This window comes from Sphingomonas sp. DC4900, from assembly GCF_049896485.1.
GTDB classification, from domain to species: domain Bacteria; phylum Pseudomonadota; class Alphaproteobacteria; order Sphingomonadales; family Sphingomonadaceae; genus Sphingomonas; species Sphingomonas aquatilis.
On sequence record NZ_JAFCUK010000015.1, the window covers coordinates 47870 to 70969 of the forward strand.

18 protein-coding genes and 1 tRNA gene are annotated in these 23100 nt (G+C 66.6%); 7 read left to right on the forward strand and 12 right to left on the reverse strand.

Going from position 1 to position 23100, the window contains the following annotated elements; genetic code table 11:
- Positions 1–669 carry a phosphoribosylformylglycinamidine synthase subunit PurQ gene (gene purQ, locus ACP690_RS15050; RefSeq protein WP_426261476.1) on the forward strand — a complete coding sequence of 223 codons (669 nt, stop codon included), beginning with the start codon at positions 1–3 and terminating at the stop codon, positions 667–669.
- A 193-nt stretch (positions 670–862) separates the two neighbouring features.
- Here purQ and ACP690_RS15055 read toward each other — a convergent pair whose 3' ends face one another.
- The 10 genes from ACP690_RS15055 to ACP690_RS15100 form a co-directional block, all read right to left on the reverse strand.
- Entirely contained in the window at positions 863–1033 is a 171-nt protein-coding gene (locus ACP690_RS15055; protein WP_017979425.1) for a metallothionein, read from the reverse strand.
- 4 nt (positions 1034–1037) lie between these two features.
- Entirely contained in the window at positions 1038–1343 is a 306-nt protein-coding gene (locus ACP690_RS15060; RefSeq protein ID WP_017979426.1) for an ArsR/SmtB family transcription factor, read from the reverse strand.
- 51 nt (positions 1344–1394) lie between these two features.
- Positions 1395–1559 carry a hypothetical protein gene (locus ACP690_RS15065; protein WP_426261475.1) on the reverse strand — a complete coding sequence of 55 codons (165 nt, stop codon included), beginning with the start codon at positions 1557–1559 and terminating at the stop codon, positions 1395–1397.
- 97 nt (positions 1560–1656) lie between these two features.
- Entirely contained in the window at positions 1657–2124 is a 468-nt protein-coding gene (locus tag ACP690_RS15070; protein WP_426261474.1) for a DUF6176 family protein, read from the reverse strand.
- A gap of 10 nt (positions 2125–2134) precedes the next feature.
- On the reverse strand, positions 2135–4117 hold the full coding sequence (locus tag ACP690_RS15075; RefSeq protein WP_426261473.1) for a TonB-dependent receptor: 1983 nt from the start codon (positions 4115–4117) through the stop codon (positions 2135–2137).
- Complete coding sequence (locus ACP690_RS15080) at positions 4114–4881, reverse strand: ABC transporter ATP-binding protein (protein ID WP_426261472.1); 768 nt, start codon at positions 4879–4881, stop codon at positions 4114–4116. Before ACP690_RS15080 ends, ACP690_RS15075 begins: the two co-directional genes overlap by 4 nt.
- Entirely contained in the window at positions 4881–5906 is a 1026-nt protein-coding gene (locus ACP690_RS15085; protein WP_426261471.1) for a FecCD family ABC transporter permease, read from the reverse strand. The genes ACP690_RS15080 and ACP690_RS15085 overlap by 1 nt, the downstream gene beginning before the upstream one ends.
- Positions 5896–7086 (reverse strand): ABC transporter substrate-binding protein, encoded by a 1191-nt coding sequence (locus tag ACP690_RS15090; RefSeq protein WP_426261470.1) that lies wholly within the window; start codon positions 7084–7086, stop codon positions 5896–5898. The genes ACP690_RS15085 and ACP690_RS15090 overlap by 11 nt, the downstream gene beginning before the upstream one ends.
- Positions 7086–9275, reverse strand: a complete 2190-nt coding sequence (locus tag ACP690_RS15095) for a TonB-dependent receptor (protein WP_426261469.1) — start codon at positions 9273–9275, stop codon at positions 7086–7088. Before ACP690_RS15095 ends, ACP690_RS15090 begins: the two co-directional genes overlap by 1 nt.
- Before the next feature lie 149 nt (positions 9276–9424).
- A tRNA-Arg gene (locus ACP690_RS15100) sits at positions 9425–9501 on the reverse strand.
- Between the two features lie 58 nt (positions 9502–9559).
- On the opposite strand from ACP690_RS15100, the gene ACP690_RS15105 reads away from it, so the two are divergent.
- The 3 genes from ACP690_RS15105 to ACP690_RS15115 all read left to right on the forward strand — a co-directional run bounded on the left by ACP690_RS15105 (position 9560) and on the right by ACP690_RS15115 (position 13232).
- Positions 9560–10300, forward strand: coding sequence for a queuosine precursor transporter (locus ACP690_RS15105; protein WP_426261468.1), 741 nt, complete (start codon positions 9560–9562; stop codon positions 10298–10300).
- A 220-nt stretch (positions 10301–10520) separates the two neighbouring features.
- Positions 10521–12470 carry a putative bifunctional diguanylate cyclase/phosphodiesterase gene (locus ACP690_RS15110; RefSeq protein ID WP_426261467.1) on the forward strand — a complete coding sequence of 650 codons (1950 nt, stop codon included), beginning with the start codon at positions 10521–10523 and terminating at the stop codon, positions 12468–12470.
- Positions 12471–12581: 111 nt separating this feature from the next.
- The gene (locus tag ACP690_RS15115; protein ID WP_426261466.1) at positions 12582–13232 is read left to right on the forward strand and encodes a TetR/AcrR family transcriptional regulator; all 651 of its coding nucleotides are present in this window, start codon (positions 12582–12584) and stop codon (positions 13230–13232) included.
- A gap of 67 nt (positions 13233–13299) precedes the next feature.
- Here the strand turns inward: ACP690_RS15115 and ACP690_RS15120 are convergent, their stop codons facing one another.
- Both ACP690_RS15120 and ACP690_RS15125 read right to left on the reverse strand, forming a co-directional pair.
- Entirely contained in the window at positions 13300–14322 is a 1023-nt protein-coding gene (locus ACP690_RS15120; protein WP_426261465.1) for a FecR family protein, read from the reverse strand.
- The gene (locus ACP690_RS15125; protein ID WP_017979437.1) at positions 14319–14870 is read right to left on the reverse strand and encodes an RNA polymerase sigma factor; all 552 of its coding nucleotides are present in this window, start codon (positions 14868–14870) and stop codon (positions 14319–14321) included. Before ACP690_RS15125 ends, ACP690_RS15120 begins: the two co-directional genes overlap by 4 nt.
- A gap of 241 nt (positions 14871–15111) precedes the next feature.
- Here ACP690_RS15125 and ACP690_RS15130 point away from each other — a divergent pair, with 241 nt between their 5' ends.
- The 3 genes from ACP690_RS15130 to ACP690_RS15140 all read left to right on the forward strand — a co-directional run bounded on the left by ACP690_RS15130 (position 15112) and on the right by ACP690_RS15140 (position 23093).
- Entirely contained in the window at positions 15112–18285 is a 3174-nt protein-coding gene (locus tag ACP690_RS15130; RefSeq protein ID WP_426261464.1) for a TonB-dependent receptor, read from the forward strand.
- A 204-nt stretch (positions 18286–18489) separates the two neighbouring features.
- A complete protein-coding gene (locus ACP690_RS15135; RefSeq protein WP_426261463.1) occupies positions 18490–21351 on the forward strand; it encodes a M16 family metallopeptidase in 2862 nt (953 codons plus the stop codon).
- Positions 21352–21434: 83 nt separating this feature from the next.
- Positions 21435–23093: a peptide-N4-asparagine amidase gene (locus tag ACP690_RS15140; RefSeq protein WP_426261462.1), complete on the forward strand. Its 1659-nt coding sequence runs from the start codon at positions 21435–21437 to the stop codon at positions 23091–23093.
- Positions 23094–23100 lie beyond the last annotated feature (7 nt).

The window sequence follows — 23100 nt, forward strand, 5'->3', positions numbered from 1 at the left end:
ATGAAGACCGCCGTCATCGTCTTTCCGGGATCGAACTGCGACCGCGACCTCGCCGTCGCGCTGGAGGCGGTGACCGGCACCAAGCCCGCGATGGTCTGGCACGCCGACACGGCACTGCCCGACGGCGTCGGCCTGGTCGCTGTGCCCGGCGGTTTTTCGTACGGCGATTATCTTCGCTCGGGCGCGATCGCCGCACGGTCGCCGATCATGCAGGCTGTCGTCGAACAGGCGGGCAAGGGCCTGCCCGTGCTCGGCGTGTGCAACGGCTTTCAGGTTCTGACCGAAGCCGGCCTGCTGCCCGGCGCGCTGATGCGGAACGCCGGCCTCAACTTCGTCTGCCGCGATGTCGCATTGACCGTTGAGAATGCGCAATCGGCCTTCACCAGCCGTTATGACGCCGGCGAGACGATCCGCGTGCCCGTCGCGCATCACGATGGCAATTACTTCGCCGACGCCGACACGCTCGACCGCCTCGAAGGCGAAGGCCGCGTCGCCTTCCGCTATGGCGAGGCCGTCAACGGCTCCGCGCGCAACATCGCCGGCATCCTCAACGCCGCCGGTAACGTGCTCGGCATGATGCCCCACCCCGAACGCAAGATTGAATCGGCGCACGGCGGCACCGACGGCCGCCGCCTGTTCGAAGGCGTGCTGGAAACGATCGGCGCGTAATTACGGTACGCACTCACCACCGCCCAAATGCACACGAGCAGCGTCGTCCTGTGAGCGCGACGCTCGTCAGCCGTCCGGATTGCGGACTGTTTCCTTGAATGATCGAATTTTTGGGACTCTAACGCTGGTCCCAAGCCTGCGCCGATCACCGCAGGAAGAGGTCAAGGGGGCGGCCACCCGCCCCCTCTCCCCATCAGCCGTGGCAGGGGCAACCGGCGTGGTCGCAGCCGGCCGACTGCGCGTGGTGGTTGGCGCAATTGTCGCTGCAATAGGCGCGGCCTTCGGCCTGCACGGCGCCCTCCGGGCTGACGATGCAAACGCAGTCCGTGCAGGCGCACTTCACCATGTCGACGTTGACGCTCATGATCCTATTCCTCGTGAATGTGGTCTTCGGGTTCCAATACGTGGTCCATCATGTTGGTGAGCATGGTGCGCACGTGGCAGTCGGGCAGATCGTAGAAGACATTCCGCCCGCTACGCTCCTGCTTCAGCAATCGCCCTGCGCGCAGCAGCCGAAGATGCTGCGACACCAGGCTCTGACTGATGCCGACCTCTGCCGTCAGATCGCCGACCGTACGCGGCCCGTCGAGGCAAGCCGCGACCAGCCGCAGCCGGTTCGGTTCGCCCAACAGTCGGAATAATTCGGCTAGCTGTGTGCTCTCGTCCGCTGTCATACATCCTTCAACACATGAACACATCCTAATATGTTCATGTGTTGATCTATGTCAAGCCGCAATGCGGATGGCCGGAGCGTCGGCGGGTTTTTTGCTGGCACCGCTGCAGATGAGGGCCGCATCGAGCGGTGCGCCGCCGGTTCGGCGCAACACGCAATCGGGCACGCACGGCGCATCATGCGGAGGATCGTGTCGGTCGGCGACGATGGACGACATCGGCGGACGTCTGCGCGCGTACGCCGCTTCAATCAGGGATCGAGAGCGAACGGGATCGGTGCCCGCCTCTATTCAACTCCGCCGGTAACGCTCCGCATCATCGCTCTTCGCGCTGCTCGGCCGCAACCGCGCGGACGATGAAGTCAGGCACCAGCACGTTCTCGGTCTGCAACCGCGCATGCGGCCCCTTGATGAGCACAGCGTCCATATAGGCAATGTGACGGCGATCGAGCTCATGATTGGAGCTCTCGACCGGCTTGCCACCGGCCCCTTTCACCTCCAGCCAATACAGACGGCGCGGCTCGTCCGGCGCGATGAACATCGCCTCGAAATAGGTCCGCTCCCGCCCCAGCGTCGCCACCGCCTCGCGGTGATGACTGCGCAGATAGTCGATCCACTCGCGGAAGGTGGCTTCGCTTCCCGGCTTACGATCGAAGCGATGCAGCGTCACCTCAACCGGGCGCAACGGTTCCGGCGGCGACTGCGGCACTGCCGCGCCGAGGCAGAAGGAAACGCCGATGCCCGCGACCATGCCAAGCGCAAAGGATCGATACCGTATCGTCATGCCCCGCACCTCAGAAGTCGACAGCGATATAGGCGGTAGCCATCCTCTGCGGGACGTAGTCGAAGGTCGACGGGCCATAATAATCCCACGCATAGACGTTGAAGACATTGCTGACCGACACCCGTAGCGTCGCGCGATTCTTGCCGATCGCGAAGCGATAGCGGCTGCCGATGTCCACCAGCGTGCGCGCAGGAATGAACAGGTCATTGTTCACCGTGGACGCGACACGGCCCTGATGCGTAACGGCCCCATCGAGGGACAGCGCCTCGAAGCCGGGCAGGCGCCAGTCGAGATTGAGATCGACGGAGCGCAGCGGCACGCCGACCGGGCGCTTGCCGGTCTGCCCCGATCGTCTCGCTTCGCCCGTCACCTGCGGATCGAGGAAGACACCACCCAGCGCCACGCTGAGCCCGTGAACGGGCGTGCCGGAAAGCGACGCCTCGATCCCTCGATTCCGTATGTCGCCGAGCCGCGTGAACAACTCCGTCGGATCGAGACTGAGATAGGGTTTGCGCACGTCGAACACGCCGGCCACCAGCTTCACGTCACCCGCGATGGTCCAGCGCACACCTGCATCGCGCTGGCTGGTCAGGATGCCGGGCAGAGGCTGGTTGCGGTTGGTGGCGTTCTGCGGCGGCAGACCGGCCTCCTCCAGCCCCCTCGTATAGCCGGCGTAGAAAGCGACGCGCTCACCGGCGTACATCGCGCCGGCCACGTTGAAGAGCCAGGGCCGGTCCCGCGTCTGGAGCGCGGGCTGGTTGGGGCGTTGAAAACGCTTGGCGTAGTCCGTCCTCGACAGGCCGGCGCTCACCTCGCCGACGCCGCGCCACCGCCCGGTATAAGCGATGCCGCCGAACCACTGCCGCACCCGATCCCGGCTGTAGGCACCATAAGCGATCGATGGCTTGGCGAAGTCCAGCGGATCACCCAGCCGCACATCGCCGAAATCGAGGAAGGCGGAGCCGCCGACGCGCTCGTCGCGAGCGCGACCGCGGGCCGACACGCTGATATTGTGGACACGGGGGCCATCGGCGATCGTGCGCGTCACCCGCACTTCGCCCGACACCGAAACCCGGCGATAGGGCGGGTCCGAAAAGGCGATGTAGCGGGCGCGGCCGTCAGGCGTAATCTGGTCGAGAAAGGTGAAAATGTCCGCCCGGCTTGCGGACAGCGCTCGGAATACGCCGGCTTCGATCTTCCACCCGCCCGCGAACGCCGCGCTGCCGGTGAGCCCCGCCGTCTCTGACGGGCCGGAATATACCGCCCAGGCGGGGCCGTAGAACACGCCACGCCGGATCGGTGGCGGCAGGTAAGGGCCGGCCGTCGTCAGAAGCGGACCGATCTTGCTGTCGTCGATGTCGGACCGTCCCCAGAAGGGAAGCAGTTCGATACCCGGGCGCGGTCGCCACCGCAGGGTCAGGCCTTCGACATGCTGCCGGCTGGTCGCCCCGTTGTTGAAGACGTGGTCGTACAGGCCAAGCCCGGCACCGAGCGACAAGGCATCACCGGCAAGCGGCAGCTCTGCGTCGAACTCCAGGCTCTTGTCGCCCAGATTGTTGAGACCGACGGTGGTCGACAGCAGCGCCTCGTTGCCCGGGCGGCGCAACGCGTAGTCCACGACGCCGGTCGGCGCGGGAAAGAGGTATCCCTGGGCGGACAATCCCACCTTGATGCTGGTGGACCGGCGGATGCGCTCGTTGGGCGCAGCGGTCGCATCGAAGTAGAGTCCGTCGATCCGCGCATTGCCGGCAGCGATGGGCGAGAAGCCGCGCACGCTGCCGCTGTTGTAGATGCCGATCGTCTCGCGACCGATGGTGGTCCCGAACGCATCCTGCGCCTGTCGCACGGCATTCTCGTCCGCGCGGCCCTGCGGCACCGTCGGGGCTGACGGCGTGACCTGGGCGGAGGGCTGCGGCGCCGCAGGCGGCGGCGTGGCCTCTTGCGGCGCCGTGGCTTGGGCAAGCAACCACCAACCGACGGAAAGTGCGGTCATCCGATCAGCTCGAACCGTCCGCGCTCGGGCGAAAAGCGAACGGCGTCCGTGTCGAACGCTCGTCCGACATGGCCCGCCGCGATGAGATCGGCGGCCGGTCCGACGACCAGTCCTCCCGTGCCGTCGAGCAGCCATACGGCGTCGGCGAGCTGCAACGACAGGTCCAGATCGTGACTGGACAACAACACCGTTGTGCCGGTGGCGCGTGCATGCGCGCGCAGCAGCGCCATCGCCTCGACCCGCCCGGGCAGGTCGAGAAAGGCGGTGATCTCATCGAGCACCATGAGCCGTGGCGCCTGCGCGATGGCGCGTGCAATCATGACCCGCTGTCGCTCGCCATCGGACAGGCCGTCGAAGGGGCGAGCGGCGAAGGACGTGGCACCCGCCTGTTCAAGCGCCTCGACCACCCGCGCATCGTCCTCCGCTGACAGCCGCCCCTGCCAGCCGGTGAACGGCTGGCGTCCCATCGATACGACGTCGGTAACGGTCAGCCCCGGGCTCGACACGCGCTCGGTCAGGACCACCGCGATCGCCCGCGCGCGGGTTTGCGGCCGCATCGCGGCAATATCCTCGTTGCCGAGCAGTGCGCGACCGCCCCTCGCAGCCTGTAGGCCGGCGATCGTCCGCATCAGCGTCGACTTGCCGGCACCGTTGCGGCCGAGCACGCAGACGAAGCTGCCGGCCGGCGCCTCCAAAGTAAGATCGGCAAGCACGGTGCCGCGCGGGCCGACGTACCCGACGCTCAGCTTATCCAGATACAGCATCAGTCGCTGCTCCGCATGGCCGGGGCGAACACGAGAAGCGCGATCACCACCGGCGCGCCCACCAGCGCCAGCACCGCATTGAGGTGCAGGAAATGCTGTTCCCAAGGCAGATGCACGATGAAGTCGGCGCCGAGCGCCAGCAGCGCGCCGGCAAGTCCCGCCAGGGGTATCAGCGGCAGGATACGCGCGGTGCGCGCCAGCCGGCGGGCGAGGTGCGGGACGATGAGCCCCACGAAGGTGACCGGGCCGCACAAGGCTGTCACCGGTGCTGCGAGCAGGACCGTCGCGGCCAGGATCGATCGGCGCAGGCGCGGCACGTTGGTGCCGAGGCTCGCGGCATAGGTTTCGCCCAGCAGCAATGCCGTCAGTCCCTTCGCGTTCGCGACCGCTAACGCCAGTCCGCACGCGACCGGCATCACCAGCCATGGCAGGTCGGCGGTGGTCGCCGCCGAGAAGGTGCCGTCATCCCAACCCGAGAACACGCGTCCCCCGACGCGGCTCGCGAAGTGTAGGATGACGCTCACCAGTCCCTGTGCGGTGAAGCCGAGCATCAGACCGACGACGAGGAGCGTGATGTTGCCGACCCGGCGCGCCAGCGCGGCCATCGCGGCGGCGGTGGCCGCGACACCGATCACGGCGCCAAGCGTAAGGCTCAATCCAGCAAAGGACGTCAGGAAGAGGAGGACGGTCGGGCCGGCGAACGCCGCGCCTGCGACGGCAAGGCCAACGCCCAGCTGTCCGCCCGCGACAAGCCCCAGCGACCAGGCGTCCGCCATCGGATTGCGGAACAGCGCCTGCATCAACGTACCCGCGACCCCCAGCGCGCCGCCCGCGACGACCGCGGTGAGCACGCGGGGCAGGCGGATCGCCCAGACGATCTCGGACAGGGTGGGATCCCCGGATCCCGTCATCGCGCCAACGACGTCCAGCGGCGAGAGGATGACCTGGCCATAGCAGAGCGACGCCGCGGCAAGGACGAGGATCGCGACGAACAGCGCACCGGCGCCCGCCAGGCTACGATCCATGACCGACCCCCGCGCCGCCCCCTGCCCGCTGGTCCTGCCGCACCCACGTCGCGGGCCAACTGCGCAGTTCGGGGTGCAGCATCCGCGCGTAATCGCGGAGCAGCAGGTCAGGTCGAATCGCGCCCCGCTCGAAGAGGTCGAACGCATCCACCCCCGGCTTTTCCCCGCCATCCGCGGCGAACACGCATCCGTCCCGCCAGGCGCGCATATGCGCGAGGAACCGTTGGTCTCCGAACCGCTTCGAAATCGGATCGCGCCACAGCCAGCAGTCGGCCTTGCCACCGTCCGTCAGCACCGTTTCGGATGGCATTTGCATCGTATCGTCCAGGCGCGGGTCGTCGGGTCGGCGCATGACGTTGATGCCACCGGCATCTTCCAACAGGCGATTGGCGGCGCCGCGAACGGTCACCATCCATGTGTCGCCGTTCATCCACCACGCGGACAGCACGCTGCGCCGGGGCAAGGCGGCGACGGCCCGCTTGACCTGATCGACGCCACTCTCGACCATGGCGACGAACCGCTCGCCCTGCCGCTCGCGGCCGGTCAGCATGCCGAACAGTCGCGCATATTGCACGGGACCCAGATAGTCCGACTCGTTCGCCATGAAGACGGGCATGACGGGTATGCCCATCGCGATCGCGCGACGCATGGCGTCCGCATGGGCCGGATCGCCGATCGTCATGAGGAAGACATCGGGCTTGGCCGCGAGCAGCACATCAAGGTTGGGAGGCGAGTGCCACCCATAGCCGATCTGGCCGATTTCCCCCTTCTTCACCCGCTCGCGGATGGTATCGTCGTACGACTTCGTGCCGCCCACCGCGACCAGTCGATCCGCCGCGCCGATCGCCGTCAGCAGCGCCTCGCTGCCCCCGTAATTGACGGCGATACGCTTCACCGGCGTGCGCACCATGACCGCACCGGCAAGATCGCCGGTCAGCGCGGGCGCCTTGATGCTTCGCGGCACCAGCACGACGCGCACCCGCTGCTCCGGGCCATTCGCGGCGCCGCCCCAGGTGACGATATTGGCGTGCAGATCGACGATCCGATACCCGTTCCGCTCGACCACGCTGAACGTGCGGGTGTGGGGGATCGGGATCGGACGACCGACGGCCGGTGTCTCGGTCGCTTGCTTGCCGCAACCCGCAAGCAGAGCGATCAGCAACGTAAACAACCAACGCATCAGAAGCTCGCCCTTACGGTTGCCCGGACCTGCCGCGGGGTGGATGGGGTCGCGAAGGTCGGCTGCGTGTCCGTCCCGAAATAGGAGTCAATCTCGCGATCCACGACGTTCGTCACCGCCAGATCCAGTTCCAGCGGCAGCCGCGTCGGCAAGGCGATCGTCGCGCTGAGATTGAGCAGTGCGTAGCCGCCATTCGCGACGCGATTGTCTCCGGTGATCGGGTAATCGCCATAAACGTAAAGGTCGGCGCGACCATTCAGCCATGACGCGAAACGCCGCTGTGCGCTGACGTTGACGATATGGGTCGGAACGCCCGCCGGACGCTTCCCCGTCAGGTCGACCTCGCTGGTCGCACCGGGCACCCGATATTCCCGCCAGACCGCATCCACATACGAATAATTGGCGGAAATGCTGGTGCCGCGGTCCGGCCGCACGACGGCGGACAGCTCGATCCCCTGGCTACGATAGCGCTGCCCGGTCGTCAGGAGGGTCGATGGACCGTTTGCGTCGGGGTTCGTGGTCGTGACGAGCCGGTTGCGCTGGTCATAGCGGAACAGCGCCGCTTCCCAAGCCAGGATGCCGGAGCCCGTCCTGCCCTTGTAGCCGACCTCGTAGCTGTCGATCGTCATCGGCTTGAGATCGAGCTGATATAACGCCGGATCGAAGTAGAAGAGCGGCCCGAAGTTGGAGTTGAAGCCCCGCCCATAGGAGGCATAGACCATGCCGCGTGTTCCGGCATCGCGCTCGCCCAGTCGATAGGCGACGCTCGCCTTGGGCGAAAAGGCGTTCTCCGACGCAGACAGCCGCCCTCCCGGATTGAAGGCTGCTTCGATGGGACGGAAGACCGCGCGCCGCCGGAAGTCGTCGTAGCGCAGGCCGAGGGTCACGGTCAGCCGGTCGGTCGCGGCCCATTCGTCCTGAAGATAGGCCCCCCAGAACCGGTTTCGCACCGTTCCGTCGGTAAGCAGGAAATGGCGCTGGAAACACGGTGCATCGGCGTTCAGCACGGCGCCGGTCGCGTAATTGATGTCGATCTGGAAGAAGCGGAACCCGCACTGCGGCGTGAAGCCATATTCGCCGGACCAGAAGTCGCGTTCGTCCATCCGGGCACGCTCGACATTGCCACCGGCCACGATCGTGTGGGCGCCCAGGCGCGCCGTCAGCTGCGCATTGCCGATCCAGACGCTGCTCTCGTCCTGCCGCGCAAAGCCGTTGACCGCGTAGGTCTTGGCCTGCGGATCGACGCTGCCACTGAGGTAAAAATTGAAGCTGTTGGACCGGTCGAACCGACGATGCTGCCCGGTCAGCACCAGCTCGACATTGCTTCCGAAGCTATGCCTCAGCTTCAGAGCGCCGATCCCGCCCTTGGTATCCAGGTCGTTGGGCAGGTAACCGATGTAACCGCGACGACCGCCTGCAACGCTGGCACGGCTCCCGTCGCTCAGCAGGGGAATGTTGCTCGGCACCTCGACCTGTCGATCGAAATAATTGCCATAGGCGGTCAGCGTGGTGTCCGCGCCGATCGGCACGACGACCTTGCCGAACAGGTTCAGCACCTTGCGATGGGAGTGTGCCCGCCAGCCGCCGTCGTCCTCGTAGAAGCCGGAGAGGAGCATTCCCCCCCCATCGCCGAACATCGTCCGCTCGAGGGTCGCTTCGCCGCGAACATAGTCGTACGTGCCCGCCGTCAGCGACGCGGTCGTGCCGTCGAAACCCGGGCTGCGCGTGATGTAATTGACCGCGCCGGCGGTCGCCCCGCGCCCGTACAGCGCGGATACCGGTCCGCGCACGACCTCGGTACGGCTGATCGCCCCATAGGGCAGCTGGTCGAGCAGCACCTGCTCGTCGGGACCGACGAACGGTATGCCATCGATCAGCGCCAGGAAGGTATCCCCGCCTGCGCTGCCGGTCACCCCGCGGAACGAGAATTGCAACGTATCCTCGGCATCCCCGTCGGTCCGGCGAAAGAAGATGCCGGGAATGCCGCGAAACTCATCGCTTCCGATCGTCAGGCCGCGGCGGCGCAGGTCATCATTGTCGATCACGGTGATCGCCGCCGGTACGTCGAGGAGCGATTTTTCGGTCCGCGTCGCCGTCACGACGATGTCGTCCGCATTGGTCGTCTGATCGTCCGCCATTCGCGCCAGTGCGCTGCCCGGCAGCATCGACAGGGCAATACCAATCCCCACCGCAACAGTTCGTCTCGTCAACGCGCCTTCCCCCCAGATCGAAACACGCTATGATATGTGATATCATACCGCAAGCATTTTGGGGTGGATTGGTCGACGCCACTGCGGGCGGAAAACCGGCCTTGCCGGTTCGGAATTCTGTACGGAAATGGCGCGCCCGGCAGGATTCGAACCTGCAACTCCAAGCTTAGAAGGCTCGTGCTCTATCCAGTTGAACTACGGGCGCGCAAGGCAGCCCCGGTAGCGCGTTGCGTGGGCCGGGAAAAGCCATAGAGTGCGCCGCCATGGATACGGGGCACGAACGGGCGGTCGATGCGAGCGCGCTGCCGGGGCAGGCGTTTCGCTATTATGATTTCGTGATGGCGGCGTTCGTCGCGATCCTGTTGCTGTCGAACGTCATCGGCGCGGGCAAGGTCGCGCAGGTGACGCTGCCCGGCATCGGGCCATGGCCGTTCGGCGCCGGCATCCTGTTCTTTCCGGTCAGCTACGTAATCGGCGACGTGCTGACCGAAGTCTACGGCTATGCCCGCGCACGCCGCGTGATCTGGGCGGGCACCGCGGCCGTCGTGTTCATGGCGTTCATGAGCTGGGTGGTCGTCGCCCTGCCCCCGGCGCCGTCCTGGGGCAATCAGGCGGCCTATGCCGTCATCTTCGGCCAGGTGCCGCGGATCGTGCTGGCGAGCGTTCTCGCCTTCTGGGCGGGCGAGTTCGTCAACAGCTATGTCATGGCGCGCATGAAGGTGTGGACCGGCGGCAAGCATCTGTGGACCCGCACGATCGGCTCGACCATCCTGGGCGAAGGCGTCGACAGCCTGATCTTCTATCCCGTCGCCTTCTTGGGCGCCGAAGGTTTCACCCCGCAGCTGGTCATCACCGTACTGTTCACGCAATGGGCGCTGAAGGTGGCGTGGGAGGTCGTGCTGACGCCGCTGACCTATGTCGTCGTGGGCGCGCTGAAACGGGCCGAAGGCGTCGATGTGTTCGATCGGAGCACGGACTTCACGCCGTTCCGCGCGCGGGTTTGATCGACCGCCGCACTCCGCAGGGATGATCGCTCCTCCCCCCTCGACACGGCAACGGTCGCCGCAGCCCCCCTCTTCAACAAATAATGCCGCGGCTCCGCCCACCGAAGGACGGGATTCACTTTTAGTCGCTAATCAGTCGGTTATGGCTACAATCGCGCCCCTGCCCTCGCCCCCCGCATCGCCCGTGACGCGGGCCGTGCGAGCGCGGTTGTCGCGAGTCATGGCGTCCCTGAAAGGCGTCCAACGGCTTGGCACCGTACCGTCGTCCCCACACGCCCATGATCCCGTCGATAGCGAACTGGACGAAATGCTCGCCGCGGCGCAGTTCCGGGCGCTGCGTCATCAGGTGCCGAGCCTGCACCTGATCCTGCTGATCAACGTCACCTTCCTGACCTTCATTACCTCGTCCGCGCGCGCCGCGCTCGTCACCTATCTGCCCTCGTGCGTCCTGGCATGCTCCAGCGTGGTCCGCATCCTGAAATGGCGGCGCGTCCATTATGCTGGTGCGGCGGCGGCACGGCGGATGTTCGCCTCGACGGTCCGCACCTCTTTGCTGTTCGGCCTGAGCCTGTCTGCGTGGAGCGCCTGGGTGCTCTATACCCGCAGCGCGGATGTCGCCGCCTTCATCCCGTTCTTTGCAGCGCTGTCGACGATCGCCTGCGCGGTCTGCATGGTCTCGCTGCCCCGCGCCGCTTACGCCGTGATCTGGTCGGGAACAGTCCCCATGGTGTTCGCGATGATCGCGACGGGCAATCCGGCGCTGATGGCGGCGGCGGCGAACCTCTCGGTCATCGCCGTACTGCTATTCGCCTGGATGCAGCGCCAGCACCAGCAATTCCACGACATCGTGCAGGCGCACGCCACGACAATCGAGCGCGAACGCGAAGTCGCCCACCTCGCCTTCAACGACCAGCTGACCGGCCTCGCCAACCGCCGCGCCTTCCTCGCCCGGCTGGACGAAGCACAGCGGCCAGCCGGCGAACGGCTGGACACCACCGTCGTGCTGATGGACCTCGACGGGTTCAAGGCGGTCAACGACCGACTGGGCCATGGCGTCGGCGACGTCCTGCTACGACGCGTGTCGGATCGCCTGGCGCAGCATGTGCCGCCCCAGGCGCTGTGCGCGCGGCTGGGCGGTGACGAGTTCGCCGTGCTGCTGCCCACCGCCGACGCGGCCGAGGTTGCAGAGGCGGCGCGGCGCATCGCGGCGATCTTCGACCAGCCGATCACGATCGGCGACGACGTGATCCAGCCGCGCGGATCGATCGGCCTGTCGACGGGTGATGTCTGGCCCGGCGATCCGATCGACCTGATGCATCGCGCCGATCTCGCGCTCTACGAGAGCAAGGCGCTGAAGCAGGCGCAGCCCTATGTCTTCCACGATGGTTTGCAGCAGCAAAGCGATCGGCGCCGCATCATCGAAACCGCCTATCAGGATCCGGCCGCGCTCGCGCAGCTCGACGTGCATTTCCAGCCCATCGTCCGCACCGGCAGCGGCGAGGTCGTCGCGTTCGAGGTGCTGATGCGCTGGCAGCATCCGCACCTGGGCAACGTGCCGCCGGACGAACTGTTCGCGGTCGCGGACCGGGCACGCGTCGCGACGCATTTCACCGACCATCTCTTCGCCCGCGCGCTCGCCAAGGCAACGCAATGGCCGTCGCACCTCGCGCTGTCGTTCAACGTCACCGCGGGCGAGGTCGGGCCGCATCTGTGCGCCATGGTCGCCGCCGCCTGCGAACGCCACGGCTTCCCACTCAATCGCCTGATCGTCGAAATCACCGAAACCGCGCTGCTGCGGGACCTGGAGGTGGCGCGACGGACCATCGCCGAATTGCAGGCGCTCGGCGTCCGCGTGGCGCTGGATGATTTTGGCGCCGGCTTTGCCTCGATCGGATACCTCAAACATATCCGGTTCGACCTGATCAAGATCGACGGCGGCCTCGTTCAGTCGATCGCCGAATGTCCGCTCGCCGGCCAGTTGCTCATCGGCGTCGTCGAGCTGTGTCGTGCGGTCGGCACGCCGATCGTGGTGGAACAGGTGGAGACGCAGGCACAGCTGGATATCCTGCGCGTGCTGGGCGTCGACAAGGTACAGGGCTATCTGCTCGGCCGTCCGACCGCCGATCCCGATCTCACCCCACAGGCTCCGTTGCGGACCAACCGGATGTGACGGCACGATCCCTCGCTCGCCGGGGGAGCGCCACCGGTGCCATGGCTGCCCGAGCGCCGGGCCCGGCGACGTCGGTTGTCAGGGTATCGCACCACGGCTAGAGCCGGCAGCATGGCGGCTTCGAAGAATGCACCCGATCCGGCGGCGCCCCGCGCCAATTATCATCGGGGCAACGTCGTCGAGGATCTGCGCAAGGTCGCCGAACATATCCTCGCCACCGAAACGCTGGAACATGTCACGGTGCGCCGCCTGTCGCGCGAACTCGGCGTGACGCCCGGCAATTTCTACAACCATTATCCCAGCATCGACTTCCTCGTGCTCGACATCGCGCGCGAGGCGTTCGATCGGCTCGAGGTCGTGTTGCAGGCCGCGGCCGCGACCAAGGATACGAAGGTCGACCGGCTGATCAGCCACGCCCAGATTTACGTCCGCTTCGGCGTCGCCCAGCCCGAGCTGGTCCGTGTCATGTTCGGGCGCACCGATCGGGGCACGATCCACCCGGGGTTTCGCGCCGCCTCGCTGCGCGCGTTCGTCGGCATGGCCGAATTGATCTATGGCGAGGGCGGGTTCGACCTCAGCGATACCGCCGCGGCGCATCGCAACTGCCCGCTCGCCTATAGCTGTTTCGCTCTGTGCATCGGTCTGGCGCGAACGATCGGCGCCGGCCAGTTCGACATCGACCTCAGCCGCAGCGAGGATATCGACCGGTTCGTGGACCTGACCGTCCGGCCGATGGTACAAGGGGCGATGGCGACGGTTTAGCGCGCATGGGTCGGTCGATGCAGACCGGCCGCTCTGGCATCCGGCGCACCCGCCCCGCGCGCGCCGGTCACGGCTCGACGACGATACCGTTCGCTTCGGATCGCACCTTCAGCCCATACGCGGAGTGGAGGAGGTCAAGGAACCCCGCACTGTTATCGATCTGGAACGTCCCGCCGATCCGGATGTCGGCGGTGGAAGGATCGGCGATACGGATCGGACGGTTGGTATAGCGATTGAAGTCCGCCACCGCGTCCCCCAGCCGCTGGTTGTCGAACACCAGCAGGCCATCGCGCCATCCCGTCATCGCTTCGACCCGCGCCGGTGCCGCCAGCGCCACCAGCGTGCCGTGCGATTGGGCATAGGCGATGTCGCCCTGTCCGATCACGGCGGAGCGCGTGCCTGCGCCAGCGGTCGCATCCTCGATCCTTACCCGGCCCGACAGCACCGCCACCGTCACCTTGTCCCCATCGCGGCGAACCGTGAAGCGCGTGCCGAGGACAGTCACCGTCCGCGGCCCCGCATGCACGACGAAGGGATCGTCGGGGCGGTGGACGATATCGAAATAGGCCTCGCCCTTATCCAGCCAGACCTCACGCCCATGATCGGCGGCCGCGGTGCGCACGACGGTCGCGGTGTTCAGTTCCACCCGGCTGCCATCGCGCAGCGCAATCGCGTGGCGAACGCCGACCGGCGTCTGCACCCGCACCGGCCCGGACTGCGATGGCGACGCCGTGTCCTGCGCACCATGCCCCAGACCAAGACCCGTCGGCGATCGCAGCATCGTGCTGCCGATCCCCACCGTCACCGCGAGTGCCGCGGCAATCGCCCCGATCGCGCGGGGGCGGGCACGCAGCACCGCCTGCCAGCCGCGCCGCGCGCGCGACCGCGGGGCGGCGCTCTGGAACCCGAGCGCGCCAACGCGATCCGCAGCCGCCCAGCCGTGGCGCAGCCGCCAGAACGCAGCCTTGTGCGCCATCTGCTCGTCCAGCCACGCGGTCAGCGCGGCGTCGTCCTCGGCGGACCACTCCCCGCTTTCCTGGCGGACGATCCAGCGCGCGGCGGTTTCTTCGATCATGGTCGCGCGGTTCATTGGCGGCGCGCCTTGCCGGTGCCGGCCGCGCCGCCGCGACGGATCTTGCCCGCGCCGCCCAGCATCGCGTCGGCCATCGCGCGGATACCGAGCACCAGCTGGCGTTCGATCGTATCGATGCCGACGCCCATGCGCGCCGCCGCCTCGCGGGTCGACAAGCCTTCGATCTTGCGCAGGCGCACGACCTCGCGGCAGCGCGGAGGCAGCCGCTCGATCCCCTCCTGCGCCCGGCGCAGTGCGTCGCGCGCATCCAGATGGCGGTCGGTTGCGGACAGATCCACGCCCTGATCGACGCTTTCCATGTCGGCATAATGTTCGAACTGCACGATCCGTTCGCGCTTCGCCCGATTGACCAGAATATTGCGCGCGATCGTGAAGACATAGCCTGGGGTGTTCGTCGGCAATTCCTGCCGCCCGCCCGTCAGCGCCGCCTCGTATATGTCCTGCCGGATATCCATGATCTGCTCGGCCGTCCGCCAGTTACGACGCAGATAGCGGGTCAGCGACGCTTCCAGGGGAAGCACCTCCTCGCAAAACCACCGCTCCAACTGCCTGTCGTCTACCATCGCCCGCCCGAGACACTCCTTCGTCAAAGGGGTTCGGCCGTCATGACAATCGACCGCGTCAAAACCCTAACGGAAAAACGCGACGAGCCCCTCTTCCACCGCTTTTGGCGAAAAGTTCCACGATCGTAAACTTTTTTGAAATCCGATGTTACGGGTTCGTGGCACTCGAATGACAATCTTGCCGAGCGGCGTGATGGGAGCGACCGCAACAAGGGGGCATCAGATGAAAAGACGGGGTGTGGCGATCGCCTTGGGGGCGAGCATGCTGACGGCCTTTGTGCCAGGCCATGTCGCGGCGCAGACCACGCAGGGCGTACGGGCCGCCCAGCGGTTCGATATTCCGGCCGGGAGCCTGGCGGCGGCGCTGCAAGCCTGGAGCAAGGTCACCAAACTCCAGATCGTGTATCGGATGGACGATGTCGGCCGCAAGCGGACCAATGGCATCCAGGGCGAGTATGCCCCGTTGCTGGCGTTGCAGGGCCTGCTGATCGACACCGGTCTGAAGATCGTCACGACGGAGGATGGTGCGGTCGCCCTCCGCCCTTTGGCCGGCGACGAGGTCGACACCAGCGCCACGCCTGACATCCTCGTCAACGGCAAGGTCAATTGGTCGCTCAACACCGGCATCGAACGCACGCAGGACGATAGCCAGCCGTTCATCGTCCTCGGTCGCAAGGAGATCGAGCGCAGCGGCGCGCCAAACCTCGAAACGTTCCTGCGCAACCAGCTGAACGTCAACACCTCGCCCACCGTCGGCGATCAGGCGATCGGCGGCAACGCCGCAGCCGATCCCCGCCGCCCGATCGGCGTCAGCGCGATCAACCTGCGCGGCATCGGCCTGCGCGACACGCTGATCCTGGTTGACGGTCGGCGCCAGCCCGGCATCAACCTGGGCAATGGCGACATCACCCAGCCGTCGATCACCGGCATCCCGATCGCTGCGGTGGAGCGGATCGAGGTTCTCGCCTCGTCGGCCTCTGGCATCTACGGTAGCGGCGCGTCGGGCGGCGTCATCAACATCGTGCTGCGCCGTGACTTCAAGGGCGCCGAACTGTCGGCGAATTATGATAACACCAGCGATTTCAAACAGGGTCGCGGCTCGATCGATCTTACCGGCGGCCTGCCGCTGGAAGGCGGGCGCACGCGCCTGACCTTTACCGGCAATTGGACCAGGCAGTTGGCGCTGCGCTACGGCGACCGCGACAACCTGCGCCGCCGCGGGCTGAACGACATCCTCGCCAACGACCCCGGCTCTTTCTATGGTGGCTTCACCAATCCGCCGCAGGGTTCGCTGGTCAACTTCAAGACGCAGGACGGCTCGCCGCTCCAGCTGAAGCCCCAATATGGCGGCCAGACGCTGTCGAGCGGCCTGGGGACCATTCCCAAGGGCTATGCGGGGATCGCGAAGGCGGGCCTTGCTCCGCTGCTCTCGTCGCTCGGCACCTTCAACCTAGACCAGCCGAATACCGCCGCCGGCACCGGCGCCCGCGCGCCGCTGCTCTATCCGATGAATCAGTACAGCGGTTCGGTCGCGGTGCGGCGCACGTTCAACAACTGGCTGACCGCCTATGCCGAAATCGGCATGTCGCATTCCTCGGCGGTCAACACCTTCTCCAACACGCTCAACTCGGTCTTCCTGTTCGCGTCGGCCCCCAGCAACCCGTTCACGCAGGATCTCGCGATCGCGTTCCCGGCCAATCCCGCCTATGATGCCCGGATCAAGCAGGTGTCGTCGACACTGCGTACGCTGGGCGGTGCCATCGTCCGGCTGCCGGCAGACTGGCAGGCGGTCGCCGAAGTCTCCTACTCCAAGTCCAACTTTTCGGTCGCGAACAGCCCGCCGGCGATCAACGCGTTCGCTTCCAACGATCTCCAGTCCGGGGTTCTGAACGCGCTCGTCGATACCTCGACCTATCCACTCCCCTTCACCTACGACAAGACGCCTTATTATCAGCGCCAGCAGGACGGCAAATCGAGCAACGTCGCGCCCTCGCTACGCCTCGCCGGGCCGCTGCCGTTCTCGCTGCCGGGCGGCAAGCCGCAATTGACCGTCAACACCGAGATCAACACCCAGAAACTGGACTCGCGCCTTCTCACGCTGCTGACCGACGATGGCGCGGTCACCACCTTCACCCCCACCGCGCACCAGACGACCAAGTCCGTCTATGGCGAAGTCGTGTTCCCGATCCTGGGCGACAAGCATCAACTGCCGCTGATCCGATTGCTGGAATTGCGCCTGTCGGCGCGGCATGAATCCTATAGCGGCGACGGCACCGATACGTCGGACCCGGTATCCTGCACGGCACCGTTCGAGGCGAAACAATATAATTATTTCGACAACTGCCCGCCGGCAGGAACCGTCATCGAGCGGTCGACAACCACCAATGCGCACACCGATCCCAGCATCAGCCTGCTCTGGTCGCCGATCGATGGCGTCACACTGCGCGGCTCGTACACGACCGGCTATCTGCCGCCGCAGCTCAGCCAGTTGGTCAAGGTCCCCCGCCCGCAGATCACCCTTCAAATGCGCGATCCGCAGCGTAACAACGAGTTGATCGGCACCCAGATGTTCGGCCTTGGCGTCATCTCGGGATTTTCGGGCGGCAATCCGGCCGTTCGGCCGGAATCGTCCAAGACGTGGACGGCCGGCCTGATCCTGAAGCCGCATTTCATCGACGGCCTGCGATTCTCGGTCGACTGGACTCGCATCCACAAGCGGGACATGTATTTCGATCCGCTGCTGCTGCTTTTCGGTGCCGTGCAGTCGCAGTTCAACCAGTTCATCACATCGAACCCCGACCGCGTCACGCGCGGCCCGGCATCGGGAGGCTTTGCCGTCGGGCCGATCACCGCGCTGGACATATCGCTGATCAACCTGACGTCGCTGGTCACGTCGGCCTATGACTTCACGCTCAACTACGACACGAACCTGTTCGGCGGTCAGCTGTCGGCCGTCGGCCGTGCGACCTATGTCGATCAGTTGGTCATCCAGCCGTTCGCCGACACGCCCGCGCAGAATTACGCCGGCGTCGTCACGGCCGGTTTCGCGGCCGGCACCAGTGCATCCGGGTCCCTGCGCTTCCGGGGCAGCGGGTCGCTGCAATGGACGAAGGACCGGCTCAGCCTCGGCTGGCAGACGCGTTATCTCAGCGGCTATTACCTGACGCTGGATCGCAGCGTCGTGGCCGCGCAGGGGTCGGCGAAGGTCGCCAGCCAGATGTATCACGATATGAACATCAGCTACCGCCTGCCGCAGAAGATGACGGTGCGCTTCGGCATCAACAACATCTTCAACAAGATGCCGCCGCTCGATGTGACGCAGGCCCCGCTCTATTACAGCCCGTACGGCGATCCGCGGCTGCGCAACTTCTATCTGGGGGTCAGCAAGTCGTTCTGACCCCCGCCGCCGCATCCCGTCGAAACGACGAGGTGCGGCGGACCTTCGATCTGCGCAGCGCGGCCGGACGCCGCCCGAGACACGGTCCTCGCCATTACGGTTTTCCCACCCCCGATTGTCCTGTCCCGCGACGGTTCCGCACCCGTGTCACGGTGCCGAACCGTCGCTCGACCAGCTCCTCCCCAACCGATCAAGGATAAGTCGATGAGCCTGCGTATGATGTTGATGGCCGGTACGGCCCTGATCCTGGCCCCCGTCCCGGCATTCGCCGGACGCCCCGCGAACGCCGCAACGACCACGGCATCCCGCCCGGACTCCACCCCGGCGGAGCTCGTCAAGCTGGTCCGCGATTTCACCATTCCCTATCAGACGTTCACGCTGCCCAACGGCCTGACGGTCATCGTCCTCACCGATCACAGCGTGCCGATCGTCTATACCAGCATCAATTATGCCGTCGGCTCCACCTTCGAGCCCGCGGGGCGCAGCGGCTTTGCCCATCTGTTCGAGCATCTGATGTTCAACGGCAGCGAGAATGCGCCGGGCGACTATTTCAAATATCTGCGCGACGCCGGGTCGATCGGCGTCAACGGCAGCACCGGCTATGATTTCACCAACTATCACGAAGCGGTGCCGACCGGCAGCCTGGACCGCGTGCTGTTCGTGGAAAGCGACCGGATGGGGCATCTGCTCGGTGCGATCACCCAGGGCGTGCTCGACGAGCAGCGCGGCGTCGTCCAGAACGAAAAGCGCAACAACGACAACAACCCCGCCAGCATCCTGGGCTACAGCCGCCGCAGCGCGATCTATCCCGCCTCGCACCCCTATGGCCACAGCGTCATCGGATCGATGAAGGATCTGAATGCGGCGTCGCTCGCCGACGTGCATCAGTGGTTCAAGGATTATTACGGTCCGAACAACGCCACGCTCCTGCTGGCGGGCGACATCGATCTCGCGACCGCCAAGGCAAAGGCGATGCGCTATTTCGGCGACATCCCGCGCGGGCGCGCGATTACCGCGCCCGCCGCCGAGCCGCCGGTCCTGGCCGCGCCGATCAACCAATCGTTCACCGGCCCCGTCTCGACGGCACAGATCGCCCGGACCTGGCCCGTGCCCGGCGGGCGCGACCCGGCAAACTTTTCGCTCGACGCGGTATCGGGCCTGATGACCGGAATCGACGGCGCACCGCTGTTCGACAAGCTGGTGCGCCGGGACAAGCTGTTCAACAATCTCAGCGCCGACAACACGACCTATCGCGGCGTCGGCGAATTCACCATTTACGGCTCGGTCCGGAAGGGTGTCGATCCGAACGTCGCGGCAAAGGCGCTGGACGACGCGATCGCCGCCTTCCTGCGCAGCACGCCGTCCGCCGATGCGCTGGAGCGCTACAAGGCGACGCGGATCATTCCGGCGGTCCGCAACAACGAGACGATCGAGGCGCGCGGCGGCCTGTTGATGCAGGCCAATTCGGTGCTCGGCTCGCCCGCCAAATATAAGGACGACCTGATGGCGTATCTCGCCCTGACCCCGGCAAAGGTCATGGCCGATGCGCGCAAGTGGCTGGGCCGTCCGGGCTATCGCGGCATGATCGTCCCGGGACCGCGCATGACCGCGGCGGGCGACGAAAGCGTCGCAGGGGCCGAGGTGCCCGACGCGCCCAAGACCGCCGTCGTCGCCCCGCAAAGCGGCACGCGCGGCCCCATCCCCGGCGTCGGCGAGCCCCAGGCCGCCCGCTTCCCGCCGGTGCAGCACGCCAAATTGGCGAACGGTATTCCCGTCCTCTACGTCCAGCACGACGCCGTCCCCTTCACCACCGCCGAACTGTCGTTCGACGTGGGCAGCGTCGACGATCCCGCCGGTAAGCCCGGCACGATCCGCGCGATGTTCCAGATGCTGGACGAAGGTGCGGGTGGCCATGACGACCATTGGTTCAAGCAGCTGCGCGAACGCACCGGCGCGGCGATCTACGGCAGCGCGCAGAACACCGATTCCGGCGTCTCGTTCGCGGCGCCCAGCGCCAGCCTGGACACGACGCTCGACACGATGATGCTGATGCTGACCCGTCCCGACTTTCCGCAGGATCGGCTGGAGGAATATCGGCGGCAGGAATTGTCACGCGTCACGGCCGCGCCGACCAGCCCCGGCACTTTGTTGGGCACGGCCTTCACGCAAGCGCTCGCGCCCGGGACGCTGCTCGCCAAGGCGTCGCAGGTGCCCAGCGTGGCCGAGGTCGACGCCATCACCCGCCCCGATCTGGAGGCGGCCTTCCGTCGCTGGATTCGCCCCGAAGAGGCCAAGCTGGTCATTGTCTCGAACGAGCCGCTTGCGACGCTATTGCCGAAGCTGAATGCGACGCTGGGCCATTGGAGCGTGCAAGGGCGCGGCCCCGCCCCGGTCGCGCTCGATCCGCGTCCGGCGCTCGTCACCGGACCGCCCAAGATCGTGCTGGTCGACATGCCCGGCCAGGTCCAGGCGTTCCTGGGGGGCGGGCAACTGGTCGACATGCCGCGCAGCTATGAGGGCGTCGCACCGCGTCTCGCCAATATCGCGCTGGGCGGCGAGTTCACCTCGCGCATCAACATGAACCTGCGCGAGGACAAGCACTGGACCTATGGCGCGTCGGGCAATTTCGACGTCAACGATTTGGGGTCGAGCTATCAGGTCGAGGTGCAGCTGCAGCCGGACAAGGTCGGCCCCGCGATCAAGGAAGTGCAGAAGGAGCTGAACGCGATCGTCACCGACCGGCCGATCACGCAGGAGGAGTTCGACGAGGCCGTCGCCAACACGCTGCGCAAGAACGTCGCCTCGTTCCGCTTCGGCGGGCAGGTGATGGCCGCCGCCGCCATGCTCCAGCGCAACGGCTGGCCGGACGACTTCTTCAGCACCTTCGACGCGCGCATCCGCGCGGTGGCGCTGCGGGACGCGAACGCTGCGATGCGGCAGTATCTGCAACCTGCCAAATGGGTCTGGACCGTCGTGGGCGATGCCAAGACGATCCGCCCGCAGCTGGAAGGACTGGGCCTGCCGGTCGAGGTGGTGACCCCGGCCCAGGTGCTGGCCAAGCATTGAGGCGCACCGGGGCGAGGCCGATCCTGCCTCGCCCCGGGCAGCCATCGGCGCGGACGCGCTCCTCTTTTGACATGGGACGGGCCATGGACATCCATCATATGCCGCGCTTCCGCCTTTGCGGCATCATGGGGCGGGCGCTGTTCGCCGCCGGGCTATCGGCCAGCATCGGCGCACCCGCCGCTGGCCAGACCGCGCCACGGCCGATCGGCAACGCCGTTGTCGACCTGAGCCCGCCGCTGCCCCGCCCCAGCGGTCCATCCTGCACCGTCACCCTGTTTGACCGGCGCGAGTTCCAGGGCGACGAACCCCTGCCACTGGTCTACCGCCCACCCGCCGACTGTCCCGGTCCGTGGCGCCAGGTGGTGCTGGAGGCGGACTTCGACGTCACCACGGGTACGCAATTCGATCGCTCCGCCGACCTGACGCTGGGCGGTGCCACCCTCTTCCTCGGCACGACGATGGAGCCCGGCGATACCTATGCCCCGCATTGGCAGGTCGCCCGCGACGTGACCGATTATGCCGCGCTCCTCCGCACGCCGACCGACGGCCGGGCGACCTTGGTCAACTATCTCGACAAGGACCATGATGCGCATGTCCATTGGGGCGCCCGTCTGGTCTTCTACGCTGGCGAGGCGCCCGCCCCGGACGGCGTGGTCCTGCCGGTGACAGCGGGACTGTCGCGGCTCGACCCGCAAAAGCCGATGGTGTCACGCACGATCCGTTTCCCGCGCAACCTGACGAGCCTCGCCATCGACCTGTTCGCCATCGGGCAGGAGCGCGAGGAATTCTGGTACGATTGCGCGCCCGGCAATCTCGCCCAGCGCAATATCTTCGGGCCGCCGCCCTGCGACGCACCGTATCGCGAGGTGGAGGTACGGATCGACGAACGGCTGGCGGGCGTCCGCTCGGTCCAGCCCGACATCTTCACCGGCGGCATCAATCCTGGCCTGTGGCGACGCGTGCCCGCCTTGCGCGCGCTGAACCTGCCGTCCGCCCGGGTCGACCTCACGCCCTTCGCCGCGCTGCTCAACGACGGCCAGCCGCATGTGATCGCACTTGCCATGCCGACCGCCGGCACATTCTTCCGCGTGTCGGGCACGCTGATCGGGACGGTCGATCCCACCCGTCCGGTGGTGACCGGCGCGCTGACCGCCAACACGCTCGCCCCCGCGCGCATCGTCACGCGACAGCTTCGCGCGCCACGAGGGCCGGGCGCGATCGGCACGGTGCAGACGATCGCCACGCGCGCCGACCGTGTCGAGGGCTATGTCGACACCCCTCACGGTCGCGTGGTCACCCGCGTCGCCTATGACCTCGACCAGCGGCTGACCAACACCCGCGACACCGGCGTGTCGAGCAAGCGCTATGTGGCGCGCCAGACGATGACCGTCACGACGCGCGGCGCGACGCCATCGCAGCGCCGCATCGCCGAACGCGATACGCTGGCCATCGACATCGGCGTCCAGCCGCCGCTCTATGGGGTGAAAAACGGCACGCAGATCGCGCAGGCCAGCGAACGCACGATCAGCGGCGATGGCCCCGACAACGGCCGCACGGCACAGACGCTGACGACCTTCGCCCCCAGCTTCTCGCTGTTCGCGCCGCCGCAGCCCACGCCGAACCGGGTGACCGTGACCGCGCACGATACGGATGCGGGCGGACGTCGCTACGACAGAACGGCCGTGGTGACCGACGACACCGTCGTGTACACGTCCGGCACCACGACGCCCCCTGCCCAATAAAAGGCGC

Coding starts and splice junctions, on each gene's coding strand:
- purQ (WP_426261476.1), top strand. CDS start 1: ATGAAGACCGCCGTCATCGTCTTTCCGGGATCGAACTGCGACCGCGAC.
- ACP690_RS15055 (WP_017979425.1), bottom strand. CDS start 1,033: ATGAGCGTCAACGTCGACATGGTGAAGTGCGCCTGCACGGACTGCGTT.
- ACP690_RS15060 (WP_017979426.1), bottom strand. CDS start 1,343: ATGACAGCGGACGAGAGCACACAGCTAGCCGAATTATTCCGACTGTTG.
- ACP690_RS15065 (WP_426261475.1), bottom strand. CDS start 1,559: ATGTCGTCCATCGTCGCCGACCGACACGATCCTCCGCATGATGCGCCG.
- ACP690_RS15070 (WP_426261474.1), bottom strand. CDS start 2,124: ATGACGATACGGTATCGATCCTTTGCGCTTGGCATGGTCGCGGGCATC.
- ACP690_RS15075 (WP_426261473.1), bottom strand. CDS start 4,117: ATGACCGCACTTTCCGTCGGTTGGTGGTTGCTTGCCCAAGCCACGGCG.
- ACP690_RS15080 (WP_426261472.1), bottom strand. CDS start 4,881: ATGCTGTATCTGGATAAGCTGAGCGTCGGGTACGTCGGCCCGCGCGGC.
- ACP690_RS15085 (WP_426261471.1), bottom strand. CDS start 5,906: ATGGATCGTAGCCTGGCGGGCGCCGGTGCGCTGTTCGTCGCGATCCTC.
- ACP690_RS15090 (WP_426261470.1), bottom strand. CDS start 7,086: ATGCGTTGGTTGTTTACGTTGCTGATCGCTCTGCTTGCGGGTTGCGGC.
- ACP690_RS15105 (WP_426261468.1), top strand. CDS start 9,560: ATGGATACGGGGCACGAACGGGCGGTCGATGCGAGCGCGCTGCCGGGG.
- ACP690_RS15110 (WP_426261467.1), top strand. CDS start 10,521: ATGGCGTCCCTGAAAGGCGTCCAACGGCTTGGCACCGTACCGTCGTCC.
- ACP690_RS15115 (WP_426261466.1), top strand. CDS start 12,582: ATGGCGGCTTCGAAGAATGCACCCGATCCGGCGGCGCCCCGCGCCAAT.
- ACP690_RS15120 (WP_426261465.1), bottom strand. CDS start 14,322: ATGAACCGCGCGACCATGATCGAAGAAACCGCCGCGCGCTGGATCGTC.
- ACP690_RS15130 (WP_426261464.1), top strand. CDS start 15,112: ATGAAAAGACGGGGTGTGGCGATCGCCTTGGGGGCGAGCATGCTGACG.
- ACP690_RS15135 (WP_426261463.1), top strand. CDS start 18,490: ATGAGCCTGCGTATGATGTTGATGGCCGGTACGGCCCTGATCCTGGCC.
- ACP690_RS15140 (WP_426261462.1), top strand. CDS start 21,435: ATGGACATCCATCATATGCCGCGCTTCCGCCTTTGCGGCATCATGGGG.